This window comes from Acinetobacter brisouioides (assembly GCF_004331075.1).
GTDB lineage: Bacteria > Pseudomonadota > Gammaproteobacteria > Pseudomonadales > Moraxellaceae > Acinetobacter.
In genome coordinates this window covers 48,556-63,195 of record NZ_SJNX01000001.1, presented here as the reverse complement: position 1 = coordinate 63,195, position 14,640 = coordinate 48,556, and the positions used below count along the sequence as shown (strand labels likewise).

At 41.2% G+C, this 14,640-nt stretch carries 10 protein-coding genes and 1 pseudogene; 7 read left to right on the top strand and 4 right to left on the bottom strand.

The genetic code is table 11. From position 1 onward, the window contains the following. Positions 1-55: 55 nt before the first annotated feature. A pseudogene (locus E0H77_RS14015) lies at positions 56-322 on the top strand (SPOR domain-containing protein); the annotation flags it as partial. Positions 323-371: 49 nt separating this feature from the next. Here E0H77_RS14015 and E0H77_RS00285 read toward each other — a convergent pair. Both E0H77_RS00285 and E0H77_RS00280 read right to left on the bottom strand, forming a co-directional pair. Then, positions 372-1,469, bottom strand: coding sequence for a zinc-binding metallopeptidase family protein (locus tag E0H77_RS00285; RefSeq protein ID WP_131374048.1), 1,098 nt, complete (start codon positions 1,467-1,469; stop codon positions 372-374). Between the two features lie 21 nt (positions 1,470-1,490). Then, entirely contained in the window at positions 1,491-2,117 is a 627-nt protein-coding gene (locus E0H77_RS00280; protein ID WP_131374045.1) for a LysE family transporter, read from the bottom strand. Positions 2,118-2,336: 219 nt separating this feature from the next. Between E0H77_RS00280 and E0H77_RS00275 the strand changes: the two genes are divergently transcribed. Genes E0H77_RS00275 through E0H77_RS00260 form a run of 4 tightly spaced genes read left to right on the top strand, consistent with a single transcriptional unit; the run spans position 2,337 to position 5,289 of the window. Further along, a complete protein-coding gene (locus tag E0H77_RS00275; protein WP_416240496.1) occupies positions 2,337-3,116 on the top strand; it encodes a HesA/MoeB/ThiF family protein in 780 nt (259 codons plus the stop codon). Between the two features lie 54 nt (positions 3,117-3,170). Beyond that, positions 3,171-4,466 carry an ABC1 kinase family protein gene (locus E0H77_RS00270; RefSeq protein WP_131374040.1) on the top strand — a complete coding sequence of 432 codons (1,296 nt, stop codon included), beginning with the start codon at positions 3,171-3,173 and terminating at the stop codon, positions 4,464-4,466. A gap of 15 nt (positions 4,467-4,481) precedes the next feature. Next, positions 4,482-4,862 carry a dihydroneopterin aldolase gene (folB, locus tag E0H77_RS00265; protein ID WP_131374038.1) on the top strand — a complete coding sequence of 127 codons (381 nt, stop codon included), beginning with the start codon at positions 4,482-4,484 and terminating at the stop codon, positions 4,860-4,862. After that, the gene (locus E0H77_RS00260; protein ID WP_131374036.1) at positions 4,819-5,289 is read left to right on the top strand and encodes a 2-amino-4-hydroxy-6-hydroxymethyldihydropteridine diphosphokinase; all 471 of its coding nucleotides are present in this window, start codon (positions 4,819-4,821) and stop codon (positions 5,287-5,289) included. Before folB ends, E0H77_RS00260 begins: the two co-directional genes overlap by 44 nt. Before the next feature lie 59 nt (positions 5,290-5,348). On the opposite strand, the gene coq7 is transcribed toward E0H77_RS00260, so the two are convergent. After that, entirely contained in the window at positions 5,349-5,984 is a 636-nt protein-coding gene (coq7, locus tag E0H77_RS00255) for a 2-polyprenyl-3-methyl-6-methoxy-1,4-benzoquinone monooxygenase (protein WP_116726248.1), read from the bottom strand. Between the two features lie 3 nt (positions 5,985-5,987). Further along, the gene (locus E0H77_RS00250; RefSeq protein ID WP_131374034.1) at positions 5,988-7,304 is read right to left on the bottom strand and encodes an MFS transporter; all 1,317 of its coding nucleotides are present in this window, start codon (positions 7,302-7,304) and stop codon (positions 5,988-5,990) included. 141 nt (positions 7,305-7,445) lie between these two features. On the opposite strand from E0H77_RS00250, the gene E0H77_RS00245 reads away from it, so the two are divergent. Together E0H77_RS00245 and E0H77_RS00240 are read left to right on the top strand one after the other, a co-directional pair. Continuing rightward, positions 7,446-10,112 carry an autotransporter assembly complex protein TamA gene (locus E0H77_RS00245; protein WP_131374032.1) on the top strand — a complete coding sequence of 889 codons (2,667 nt, stop codon included), beginning with the start codon at positions 7,446-7,448 and terminating at the stop codon, positions 10,110-10,112. A 15-nt stretch (positions 10,113-10,127) separates the two neighbouring features. Beyond that, entirely contained in the window at positions 10,128-14,633 is a 4,506-nt protein-coding gene (locus tag E0H77_RS00240; protein WP_131374030.1) for a translocation/assembly module TamB domain-containing protein, read from the top strand. The last annotated feature ends 7 nt before the right edge of the window (positions 14,634-14,640 follow it).

The following is a 14,640-nucleotide window of genomic DNA, read 5'->3' as shown; positions in this document are numbered from 1 at the left end:
AGATGCAGCCACAGCCCCTGTGCTTGCTAAAAATAAGCGATTAACCAGTGTTGAAGCTCGTAATCTACTCGAACATGGTGATAAAACATGGATGATTCAGATTGCGCTGGCTGCCAATGAAGCCAATGCTGACAGCATCGTATCGAAATTAAAAGCTAAAGGTTACCCTACTAAGAAAAGCATGACATCGAAAGGTGTTCGAGTGATGGTCGGGCCAAATGATTACCAGACGGCCAGCGAATTAAAAAAGAAAATTCAGGGTGATAATAGCTTAGGTGCAAAATCTGCATGGTTATTTAATTGGGGAACATCTTTGCAATAATTGCCATTTATTTTAGACGTATTTTTGCTCGGTTAACTTCAAGGCTTTTTTATACTTTATGTGTATTTTGATGGGTGAAAATTCGTTGATGGATATCGAGCAGACTACGATGAATAAAGTGCAACTTCTTCAATACAATTCCAGAAAGCGTAAAAGGGTAAGCATCTTCTTGTCCGATGCTGCGATTTAAGCCATTTAAAATATAAGTTAATGCAAACCAGTTGCTTAAAGTATGTTCAAAGTCCTGAGACAATAATGGTGGTTCTTTGAAATGGATATCGGGGTCAATCGCATGTTGTCCCTGCATTTTCAGACCTGCATGGTAGGCTGTATCGAGTGTGTCCATCATATGTAAATAATGTGCCCATGTTTCTGCCCAATCTTCCCAAGGGTGCGCACAAGCATATCGACTGACATAAAAATCTGACCAGTTTTTGGCTGGGCCATATTCATAATATTGCTCAAGCGCTTGAGCATAATCCTGACGTTCATCACCGAAGTGTTGACGAAACCCTTCGAGCCACTCTGGGAAAAAATGCTGCATTAAGTCAAAATAATAATGCCCACTTTCATGACGAAAATGCCCAACTAAAGTTCGATAATTCTCTGCCAGATCCAGCCTAGTTTTCACTCGAATCACAGTATCGGCTTCGCTGGCATCTAGTGTAATCACACCATGAGCATGACCTGTCATGACGGGTTGCCCATCGTAAGGCATTAAGAAATTAAACTGCAAACCAAGGTGATCATCAGGATGTTTTTTGTGCTTAGGAAATATACCCAGTTGTTTGGTGAGATATAAAAAATAGCGTTTGGCGGATTCAATATGGCGCCAGTAGTGTAAATTCTTTTCGACAGATAAGTCAGGAATGATATGTGTTAGCTGACAGGATTCACAGTACAGTTGATCGTATTCGGCAGGAATGACCCAGTTACACGCCTGATAGGTCGAATAGTTATAACAAGGACGATAATAAAGATGATGATCTTCTGGGTTCAGGCTTCGCCATGTTTGCGCATCGATTTTAGCGAAAGATCCCATGCTGTTCGTTTCGACTTGAAAGCCTAAAACTGTCGAACAGTATTGGCATACTGTATTGTGGAAAAACACCTGATGTTTGCAATTCTCACAATAAAATACGTTCATACCGAGATATTTCCATCAGATTTAGATTTTTTGTCGAACCAAACTTAAAAGCATGGCAGCAACTCCATACATGGAAGCAAAAAAACGATTTACGATTTTTAACTTTTTATAAGATTGAAACACGCTTGAAGCCTTAGATGCTAAACCTGTATAACCTAACATCACGATCACATCAATTGGAATCATGGTTAGTGCCATAATCATATATTGTTTGAACTGAGGTGCTTTAGGGTCAATAAACTGCGGAAAAATTGCCAAAAAGAATACAATGGCTTTGGGATTGCTAATGTTGATCAGAAATCCTTTAAATATTGCCATTGACCCTGAAAACTGCTGCTGATCTTTGTGAATAGCAATGCGGTTAACAGGTGCTTTCCACTGTATATATGCCAAGTAAATTAGATATAAAACCCCAAGCCATTTCACTGCAAGAAAAATCACAGGAAAGGTGTTAAGCAACATACCCAAACCTGTTGCGACAATCAAAATCTGCAGCAGTAGTGCCAGTTGCAAACCCAGAATATTCCAAAGTCCGCGTAAAAAGCCGTGACTTAAACCATTGCTCATAGATGCAATTGCACCCGCGCCAGGAAATAAACTAATCACCCAGCATGCAGCAAAGAAAGATAACCAGAGATGAAACGACATAACCACTGAAATCCAATGACTTAAATTGCTGTTTTACACTGTTTCTTGCATGAATAAAAGTAAAACATACACAGGGAAATTACGGTATAGAGGTTTATTTTGATGGGAAAATTACATTAACTGCTTGGTTTTTTTGAGAGAGGTAGGTGAGTTTTGGGGGTTAAACAGGCTAAACTTAGCCCTCAGTTTTCAGCAAGATAAATTGGGTCATTTCTAATGATGGATCAGCAAACCGAAATCTGGCAACAGCTCAGTGACGATGAAATGCATTTTTATAGCCGACAAATCTTACTAGACGGTTGGGATATTGATGCTCAGGAAAAACTCAAACTTGCCAATGTGTTACTGATCGGGGCTGGCGGGCTGGGCTGTTTGACTGCAGAACTGCTTGCACGGGCAGGAGTGGGTAAGCTGACAATTCTGGATGCTGATCAGATTGAAACCAGTAATTTACAGCGCCAAGTGGCATTTCAACCTCAAGATATTGGTTTTTATAAAGCAGAAACACTGGCAAAGCGTTTAAAACAAATTAATCCACATATTCAGGTTGAAGCTCACAATATCCGCCTCACCGAAAATAACGCAGTAGATTTTATTGCATCGCAAGATTTGGTGCTCGATGGTTGTGATCAATTTGCCACGCGTTATTTGGTGAATCAGGTTTGTACTCAGTTGGCTGTGTCATTCATTAGCGCATCGGCGATTGCCTATGAAGGGCAACTGTTTATGGTCACAGCAGATTCAGCTTGCTACGAATGTATTTTCCCTAAAGCAGAGAGTCAGGACGAAAGTCTACGCTGTGCTAGCTCGGGAGTGTTGGCAACTACGCCGAATGTGATGGCGAGCTTGCAAGCGCATCATGCTTTGTTATATTTGGGTTTGAATTTAACTCCACTGAAACAAAAACTACTCCTTTGGAACGGTTTAACGATGCAGCAACGTATTGTTAAATTTGAAAAAGATATAAATTGCCCAAACTGTCAGGCAAGAACTGCATGACAGAAAGTTTTTTTTGCTACACTAGCCCTAGATTTGAATTGGCATGAACTGCTTATGAAAAAAAATATTTTGGTTGATAGTTTACGTTCTGTCGCGCGTATGGGGGAAACCGCAGTTGTGGCGGCAAAAGCGGGCTATAAGTATGCCACCGCAAAACCAAGCAATGCCAAGCTGATGCGGGAAACCTTTGAAGAGCTGGGTTCGACTTATATTAAACTCGGACAGTTTATTGCCAGTACGCCTTCATTGTTTCCACGTGAATTTGTAGAAGAGTTTCAGGGCTGTTTGGATCAGACGTCAAAACTTCCCTTTAGTTATATTGAAGATGTTTTGCAACAAGAATTTGCAGATCGAAATCTGCATGATATTTTTGCTTCAATTGAAGAAATTCCACTGGCTTCTGCATCTATTGCCCAAGTCCATGCTGCCAAACTGGTCAGCGGTGAAGATGTGGTCATTAAGGTACAGAAGCCAGGTGTCGAAACCATTTTGTATACAGATTTAAATGTCTTGCACTGGGCAACAAAAGTCTTGGAAAAAGTGGTTCCCAAAGTCAAATTCGCGTCTTTAGCCGATATTGTTGAAGAAATTAAAATGCGGATGGTGCGAGAAGTTGATTTTATTGAAGAAGCGCAAAATATTGATGATTTTGTTGAATATTTAAATGTAACACAGAATCGGGCAGCAACTGCACCTAAAGTTTATCATCAGTATTCAACGCGTCGTGTGCTGACCATGCAACGCTTGTATGGTGTGCCACTGACTGATTTTGATGTGGTCAAACATTATGCCAAAGATCCATCACAAGTATTGATTACTGCCATGAATACATGGTTTGGTAGCCTCATGATGTGTAAGAGTTTTCATGCTGACTTACATGCGGGTAACTTGATGTTGCTCGAAGATGGTCGTGTGGGCTTTATTGATTTTGGAATCGTTGGTCAGTTGAATCCTGAAGTCTGGACAGCCTGCATGGCATTTATGGATGCCTTGCAGCATACCAATTATCATGCCATGGCAGAAAGTATGCTAAAAATGGGGATGACCAAAACTTCGGTCGATACTGCCGTACTTGCCAAAGATATTGAGCGTTTGTTTAGTGGTGTGATTTTGACTGATCCACAAAAAATCCTTTCAAGTAGCCCAGCCGACTTAAATGATATTATGCTCGATATAGTTGCAATTGGTGAACGCCACGGCATTCATTTCCCACGAGATTTTGCTTTATTGTTTAAGCAAATGCTATATTTTGATCGGTTTATGCGTGTACTTGCACCATATGTCGATATTTATGCCGATCAGCGCCTGAAAATGGTTCAAGAAGCTGATGTGCCATTGCTAAAACATTAATGCTGGGAAAGATGTATGGATGCCATCATTATTGAAGGGCTAAAAGTGGATACCGTAGTCGGTTGCTTTGCTTGGGAAAGACAAATTCATCAGCCATTGATGCTGGATTTAATCATTCAACATGATTTGTCACAAGCAGCGCAGTCTGATGAACTGAATGACACGATTAATTATGCGAAAATTTGTGAACTGAGTGCTGAAGTGATTCAGGCTGCTCAGCCAAAATTGATTGAACATGCAGCGCAGTTGGTGATGCAGCGCCTATTTCATGAGTTTGAAGGTATTCAAACGATTACACTCACTATTCGTAAGCCTGCGATTATCGCGCAAGCTAATTCAGTAGGAATTCGTCTTGAACGCCAACGACACGATTTTTGCTCTCGCTCTAGCGAGTAATTTTCAGCCCAAGCAACATTTAACCTGGGCAATTCAACAATTGGCTTGTTTGGGGTCACTTGAATTGTCACATGTCTACCAAATTCCATGTCGAGATGGAGTTGGAGAAGACTACTTAAATTGTGCCTGTGTACTACGTTGCCATTTATCGAGTCAGGATCTGCAGGATTTGCTAAAGGACTTGGAACAGCATGCAGGGCGAGTGCGACCTTCGCATAAAATCTCATTGGATATTGATTTGATCGCATGGGGCAAGCAACTTTCTGAATTACAGCTCAATCAGAACAAAATGCCATTTGCGCCCGATGTGAAAATTCCAATGTATGAGCTGATTGCTAGTGATGATTTTAGCTATACTGAAACGGTGAATTATCCGAAAATCAGGTTGCCACTGGAGTTTATCGACTGTGCAGTTGCTGCATCTTAAAGCTAAAAAAGCCAAGTAACAACTTGGCTTTTTATTGACTATAAACTACAGTTTTTATATTAAATGTAATAACTGGTTTTGGTCATGAGCTTAGAAATTGCAGTCATGGTAATGCGTACAGGAAGTGGCAAATCAACGCCGCCTGCATGTAACGCAGTATCGCGATGATGCAGTTCATCTTCATTCATTTGTTCTAAAATTTTACGTGAACGCTCATCTTGCTGTGGTAACTGATTGAGATGATCTGTTAAATGCAGGCTGACTTGACGTTCAGTTTCAGCCACAAAACCAAGGCTGTATTTGTCACCTGCAACACCTGCTGCTGCACCCATCGCAAATGACAGTCCATACCACACAGGATTTAAAATACTAGGAACACTATCCAATTCTTTTAGGCGGTCTTCACACCATGCCAAATGGTCTTGTTCTTCAATCGCGGCCTGTTCCATTTCGCGACGCACATTGGGTAATTTTGCAGTTAGAGCTTGCCCATGATACAGCGCTTGAGCACAGACTTCACCACTATGATTGACACGCATTAAGCCCGCGACATGGCGCGCTTCACTCACTGAAAGTGGCGCTGGGTTTGTTTGTGCTGGATTGTTGCGGTGAGCAGCGGTTGCTCCAGGGACTAAACTGCGTAAACCCTGATCAAAGGACTGAATAAGACGATCAATACCTGAATAATGGCGCATAACTTAATCCTCTAAAGCATTGTTTATACCATTTAATAATGGTTTTAATTTCAATAGTAAGCCAGTGCAGAAGATAGCACTAAATACAGCAGTCATGCAGAATAAAATTTGCATGTCGAGTTGGAATACACTCAAAATTAAAATTGAAAAAATGGCTGAAGCGACCATAAAAATTGCATTAAAAATATTGTTAGCAGCCACTACACGAGCGCGGTGTGATACAGGTGAATAGACTTGCATCATGGCATAGAGGGGCACAATATAAAAACCGCCACTAATTCCAAGTAAAATAATCGCCAGCATGACATGATAATAGGCTAAGCCGTGCGAAAAAATGTCCTGAATATTGAATAGCGTGTGATGCACTGGCAATTGATACATTGCCCATGCCAAATAAAAAGCAAAAACAGTCAGCCCAATGGCTCCTACAGGCACCATTTTAATATTGACTTCTGCACCGCCGATTTTACGGCACAGCAACGAGCCAACGCCAATTCCTACCGAAAAGAATGTCAGTAATAAGCTCACGACGTTTTCTGAGGCATATAAATACTTGTGGGTCAGTTCAGGAATTTGAGTCAGGTAAGATGCACCATAAAACCAGTACCATGAATTTCCCATTAAAATGAGAAATATAATTTTAATATCTTTGGCATATTGAATCGTTTGCCAACTGGTACGAAAAAAATTCCAATCAATTTTTAATTCGGAAGCACTGACGCGCTGGGTCAAAATAAAGCGGCTAGAGATATAACCCAAAATAGCAATAATCAATATAGTTAAGCATACCCAAATCAATGTTTCATGAGAAATGGAAATGACTGCACCACCTAAGATCATGCCAAATAAAATGGCAAGAGATGTTCCTGTCTGGAACAAGGCATTGCCTGACATCAGTTCATTGGCATGCAGAATTTCGGGTAAAATTGCGTATTTGATTGGGCCAAAAAAAGTCGAATGTACTCCCATCAAAAACAGTGCCAGCAACAATAGCCAGATTTGACCGAGCATAAAGCCAGCACTGCCAATCGACATAATAATGATTTCTAATATTTTAATACCACGAACCAGTTGAGCTCGTTCAAATTTGTCTGCAATTTGTCCAGCTGTTGCTGAAAATACAAAATAGGGAGAAATAAATAGTAAAGCAGCCAGATTATTTAAGGTGCTGATATTGCCTGAGCTATGTTGAATCAAACCATAGGTAATAACCAATAAGAGCGATTGCTTGTAAACATTGTCATTTAATGCTCCAAAGAACTGGGTGAGAAACATCGGTAGAAAACGACGTGAAGCAAGCAGGTTTTGTGTTTTTTCCATGCATTCTGCACTCTAATTTAATGGAGAATTGTTAGTAGAGAGTATCTCATAAATAAAATCATGTATGATACAACAGAGCTCGGCAGTAAAACTGCTTAAGTAAAAATTGATCTTTATAAAGTCACAGTGGTTGTTGTTTTTATGCATGTTCGCACACGATTTCAAAAAACAATCTTGGTCGAAAACTTACAAACAATTTTAAAAATAAATCAGATTCATAAAGTTGTGTGTGTGAGTTTACTGTATGGTTTTTGCCAGCATTATGCTTGGGCCGAAGAAATCACGACCAATACAAGTAATGCAAATACTATAACGAACAGTAGTAATATTAGCACAACAACCAGTGATGCCACAGAAGACAGCATGCAGATGCTGCAACAGCAGCAACAAAATCAGAATTTAACTGATTTTAAGCCCATCAGTTTTGATGATCTAGATCAAATGCCTGTAAGTAGTGTTGATACTTCTATGGCAAATGAAATTGAACGTGAAGCGGAACAAGCCAAGAAAGAAGCACAAGCCACTCGTTCGACTTCGTCAACTCCTGTAATCTCAAGCCAGCCGATTGCACAAACTGCGCAGCAAGTGAATGAACTACAACAGTCACCTATAAATGTTGATGCACTGATGCATCAGATTCAGACTGATCAAAACACGACAGTGGCTGCTGAAACTACCAATAAAAATGCTGAGAATGAGAGTGCTTTTGAACTGACTCATGCGACTGAACAGCAAAAACCAAAAGGTTTTTTGCAAAAAGTGATTGCTAAAATCAAACCAAAGAAAGATGTAAATGCGGTCACTACTCCCAAGATTTCAGTCACTGTAACCGATGCACCTAAGGCTTTGCAGGATAATATAAAAAATAAACTGGCAACTTTTACCACAGAAGCTTATGCAGATTACAACTCGGCATTGCCCCAACTTCGAGCGATGGCAAATCAAGCAGCTCAGGCAGTGGGATATTACAATGCCAAGTTTAAATTCAGCAAAACAGGCACGGATCATCTAACCGTTCAGGTTACGCCAAATGAACCTGTAAAAGTTGAAACGCAGAATATTGAATTTTCTGGAGCAGGGCAAAATAACCCACAATTTCAGGTCATTCGTTTAATTCCAGATCTGGATGTTGGCAGTATTTTCAACCATGGTTTATATGAACAGACCAAAAACCGTATTAATGATGCTGCCAGTGAAAATGGTTTCTTTGATGCCTACTGGCGTTTGCATGATGTGAAGGTGCAATTGCCAGACAATAAAGCAGATATTAATTTGCGTTATGAAACTGGTGAGCGTTATAAGGTCGCGAATGTCGAGTTTCGCATGAGTGATCCATCGAAACCATTACCACTCAAACTCAAAGTATTACAGAGTATGGTGCCGTGGAAAGAAGGGGATGATTATGCCTTTTGGCGTGTTAATACTCTTGCGAATAATTTAACCAATTCCCGTTATTTTAACTGGAGTCTGGTTGACACCATTAAACCTAATCCGATTGTGAAACAGCTAGAGTTGGCACCTGATATTCAGAAGCTGGTTGATGAACAAAAACTGCAAGAAGTGGAAGCAGTTCAACAGTCTCAAGATAGCACGATAAAACGTGCCAAATATTCCAATAAAGAAGTCACACAAAACGTCGTAGATGAAAACCAGTTCGCGGGTACAGGTCAAAACGCATCAGATGAAGTTTTGCAAAGCCAGTCTCAGCAAGTTCAGCAAAAATCTGAAAAAGAGCAGTTGCAGGATCAGGCGCGTGCAGAGAAAAAAGTACCTGTGATTGTGACTTTAAATACAGATAAACTGAATAGTGCTGAGCTAGGGGCTGGTTGGGGAACCGATACAGGCCCACGTATCCGTGCTCAATATCGCCGTGGGATTGTGAACAGTTCAGGGCACTCTTTTGATGCCAATATGGAAGTGTCACAAATCCGTCAGGCAATCGATACCCGTTACAGTATTCCCAATAAAGACCCGTTAAATGACTATTTTAGTTTAGTGGGTGGCTATGAGCGTGAGAAGTTTAATGGTGTGGGACCAGGCATGAGCCTGACTACAGAATCTGCCGTGATGGGTGCAGAGCATCTCATTAAAAACCCGCTTGGGAACTGGCAGCAAATCTACGGTTTCCGCTACCGTCTCGATCAGATTCATCAGATTGGGCAAGTGAACAGCGCTAATGTCCCGGATGCTTTCTTGCAGCCAGGGTCGAATGCGCAGCAACAGGCTTTATTGTTTGGTTATCAAATTTCTCGTACTGACAGTAATAATCCTGTGAATCCAAGTAAAGGTTTTAAGCAAACCTATAAAATTCAGTTAGGTTCAAAGTCAGTTGTTTCCGATGCCAATATGGCAATTGCCAATGCAGACTGGAATTTTATTTATTCTATAGGGCAAAATTATGATCACCAGTTCGTAGGTGGTTTGCATTTAGGCTACATTTTTACTGATGATTTTGCTAATGTGCCTTATAACCTACGTTTCTTTGCTGGTGGGGATCAAAGCGTTCGTGGTTTTGACTACAAAAGTCTCTCTCCAACTAAAAATGGTTACAAGATCGGGGGGCAGGCACTGGCTGTAGGATCTTTAGAGTATAACTATCAATTTAAAGACGGCTGGCGTGCTGCGATTTTCTCTGATGTGGGGAATGCCTATGACAAGAGTTTTTCAAATTCAGCCGCATATAGTGTGGGTCTTGGAATTCGCTGGCAATCGCCGATTGGCCCAATTCGTCTAGATGTGGCTTCTGGACTTTCTGATCCAAATCATCCAATTCGGTTACATTTCTTTATTGGTCCACAATTACAATAAGGCTTTTCAATTCACATGACTGAACAACAACAGCAACCAGAAATTTTAGCTGCCCAACCTAAACGTCATATTTTGCGCACTGTTGCCCTAAGTTTTTTGGGAATTCTATTGCTCTTGGTTGTGGTATTGGCAGTCATGTTTTCCACCGATCGCGGTAGCCAGTTTTTACTGGATCGGGTTTTGCAAAGTCAGAAAATGATTCGCTACGAATACGAAGGGGGGAACTTTCTCAAAGGTTTAACCCTGCGTAAAATGGACATTAATATTAATGGGATTGAGGTTAAGGTTAAACGTGCCAAAGTGGTCATTGGCTGGCGGGCAATTGTAGAAAAAGAGCTGCATTTTAGTCATGCTGAAGTTGAATCATTAGAAATTATTGATCAAAGACCACCAGGCAATCAACCTTTCAAGTTCAACCAAATCAAGTTGCCATTTACCTTGCGTTTAGATGCAGCAACACTTGATCATTTACAGATTCGGGTTAGAAAGACCGTTGTCAATTTTTATGATATTCAACTACATAAAGCATTGTGGTCTGGCACTGAACTGAAGTTTAAAGATTCTAGTTTCAATATGGGTTATTTGTCTGTGAAACAAGCTTCGGGGCAAATGAAGTTTGAACAGAAATACCCGTTGCAAGCAACAGGTAAACTCAATATTCCAGCATTACGTGCTTTAAACATTCATGACATTACCGTGCATGCAGGTGGTACGCTGGATACCATTACAGCGGGGGCAGCAACACATACCCCAGATCTACTGTCAGCACGTATGATTATTCAGCCTTTACATGCATACGTGCCGATGTGGGGACAGTTGAATTTAAAAAATTACGACTGGCCGATTTTGACAGGGGAAAAACTTTGGTCAAAAGCAGGGGTTGCCAAAGTTGATGGTAATGTCTCTGGAATGAATATTCATGTCAAGACTGACTTGCGTGGTAAAGATCTTCCTGAAGGTAATTACCAAGTTGAAATGTTTACTGATTATTTGCATCAGTTAAATATTAGTAAGTTCAATGGTCAGGTGATGCAGGGTAATGTTCATGCTACAGGGCTGGTGAGCTGGCAGCATGTCGTGCGTTGGGAGGCACAAGGGCGTATGCAGGGCATGCAGCCAAAAGATAAATTGTTGCCTACGAATATTCGCAATTTTCTACCGCCAAATCTGGATGGAAATCTTGCATCTGCTGGAACATTGGAAAAAGGTCTGCATACGACAGCATCGGTCAGTTTTGACAAATATGAAACATGGAAATTAAAACTCGATCAGGCACCGTCAAAAGACAAAAAAGCCCAACCGATGTTGATCAATCTAGCTTGGCAAAACATTAATCGTGGTATGCCCTATATAGGCTGGTTGAATAGCCCGTCAGGTCAGGTTGATGTAACTGTACAAAAAGGGCAAGAAAATATTCAGGTGGCAACGCAAGTCACCAAACACGAACAAGGCTTGCTGCCTACGGGGAAATATCAGGCCAAACTGAACTTTAAAAATCAGGACTTGAATATTCCTGAATTTAAATATGTGACCCCAGAAGGCGGTTTGACTGGGCATGCTGTATTGCAGCTTCCTACGTCCAAACGTCAGTTCAAATGGAATGCAGTTGTGGCTGCCAAAAACTTTAACCCACAAAGTGTTGTTGCTGTTGCACCTGTGAATTTGTTAAATGGTCAGTTAAATGCCAATGGTTATGCTAATAAAAATCAGCAAATTATTGAATTTAAAGGTGTTGACCTAATTGGGCAGTTAGCAGATCAGGTACATGATACGGTTCATCTGACAGGAACTTCAACAGTTGCAGTCATCCTCAATGATGAAAAAGCAGGTGGCGGTTTAAAAGGTTATGCAGTTCGTTACAATGGTGCGTTACAGTCAAGCCGTGTGCCAAATAGTGCAGGAATTTTACAATTAGATCTGTCGGGAACATCTGATTTTATTAAAATTTCTCGTCTAAGTCATGATGGTGCTGCAGGTAAAATTTTAGCGGATGGTCTAGTCAGCCTGAAAAATGGTATTGCATGGAAAATTAATGCCGCACTGGTACATTTTAAACCGCAGTATTTTGTTAGTAGCCTGAATGGTGAAATTTCTGGTGTGGTTAAAACAGAAGGCTTGTGGTCGGATGCTTTAAAACGTATCAGTATTCAACAATTAAACTTGGCAGGGATGATTAACCGTCAAGTTGTACGTGGTAAAGGAAATTTGGCGGTTGTAATCAATAGCAACCAGAAAGGATTGGTGCCACAGCAGTTTGAAGCCAACAACTTATTTTTAGCTTATGCGGGCAACCAAGTGCAGGCAACGGGTAATGCTCAAAACTTGCATCTTCAAGTGAATGCACCTGCCTTATATGCGATTTATTCAGGCTTGCGTGGTCGGGCGTATGGTTATTTGGACATGCAGACTCGTCCACATTTGAAAGCAACCGCAAATCTTGCCGTAGACAACTTCGCCTTTAAAGATTTGCTGAGTGTTCAAAAGCTACGGGTGCGAGGTGAGCTGCCTACTTCAGAAACGACACCAAGCATGCTTAAAGCTGAAATGACCAATTTACGCCGTGGCAACCGTCAGATTCAATATGGTGCTGTGACCCTTGCAGGAACGCGAAAGGCACATGTACTGCAAGTGCAAGGCTGGAATAATTATTCTAAATTTTATGTGCAATTGGCGGGTGGCTTTAACCCCAATAATGACTGGACAGGACAGATTCAAAGAGGGGTATTTGACTCAGTTCGCGCAATACTGACCCAACAACAAAATGCCAATGTCATTTATCGCAGTGCCACTCAGCAACTATATATTGGGCAGCATTGTTGGTCGAGTAAGCAAAGCCAGTTGTGTTTTGATCAGCCTATTCAAGTGACTCCAAATTCAGGTAATGTCTCTTTTGTCGCAAGCAATTTGAACTTAAATGATTTTTCTGCGTTTATGCCAGATGGTTTAGCGATGACAGGGCAACTAAATGGATATGCCAAAGCCGCTTGGGCACAAGGCAAGCATCCCAATATTGATGCAAAACTCATCACAAAAAATGGTCAAATTGGCGTCACTGCAGATGATCCTGATGATCCTGCAACAACAACCAGTTATCAGCAACTGAGTTTGATTGCCAAAAGTGTGACACAAGGTTTATTGCTACGCTTAGATGTTAAAACTGAAAATATTGGTACAGGCTATGCCAATGTCGTAATTAATCCTTACAACGATGCATTGCCGATGCAAGGCGAAATTGCATTTGACCGTGTCGACCTGAAGTTTTTAAAGCCATTTGTACAGGATATTCGTTCGATTAGTGGTACGCTGGCATTTGCAGGAAAAGTCAGTGGAACCTTGACTAAGCCATTGTTGGCAGGAGATCTTCGCCTAAAAGATGGTGCGCTTAGTTTGGTTTCTATCCCTGTTAATATTCACAATCTGCAACTTTACTCGGCAATTCAACAAAACCATGCCTCTATTCAAGGTGGATTTAATAGTGGTAAGGGTGTTGGGAAAATTGATGGGCAGGTGGACTGGGCAGGTGAGCCAAGAGTACATTTGAACTTACAAGGTAATAACCTGTTGGTTCGTCAAGCGCCGTTGGTTACAGCTGTGATTAATACCAACATGGCTGTCGATATGTTACCGCTTCAGAAAAACTTGAATGTTAAAGGTAATATCGAAATTCCACGTGCTTTGGTGAACATGCCAGAATCGAGTGCCAACGTGGTCAATGTTTCTTCTGATGTCCGTGTTCTCAAAGCTGGGCAAGATGCGCTACAGGTGTTACGCCAGTCCAAACCTTGGAAGATTCAGGCAGATGTCGATTTGCAGTTGGGAAGTAAAGTGATTTTCCAAGGTTTTAATAGTCGTATTCCATTGGCGGGGCGTTTATACCTTACCCAACGCGGTCTGGAAACAGCGATGAGTGCCAATGGGGCAATCGGCGTTAGCCAAAAAGTCAAGATTGAACCGTATGGGCAAACGCTTGATTTAAACCGTGCCATTGTTCGTTTCAATGGCCCTGTAGGTAACCCAACATTAGATATTGACACGACCAAAAATATTTCGGGTACAACGGTGGGGGTGCATATTACAGGAACTGCATCTTCACCAAATATTCAAGTGTATAATGATGGCGGTTTGTCTGAGCAAGAAGCACTTAATGCGTTGCTTTCGGGACGAATCAATGAAGGTAGTACCAGCTTAAACCAGACAACGACTTTTAAATCGGATGTCAACAATACACTTGCCGCAGCAGGGATTAGTTTGGGCTTAGGTGGGACACGAGCATTTACTAACCAGATTGGGCGAACTTTTGGTTTAAGTGGTTTGGCTCTAGATGCCGAAGGTACAGGCAATGACACTCAAGTGAGTGTTACAGGTTATCTGACCCCAGATCTGTATTTGCGTTATGGTGTTGGTGTATTTACCAACGTCAACAAGTTAACTTTGCGTTATCAAATGAATAAACGCTTATACTTGGAAGCGAGCCAGTCATTAGAACGCGCAATCGATGTATTTTACAACTGGCGCTTTTAACTTTAAA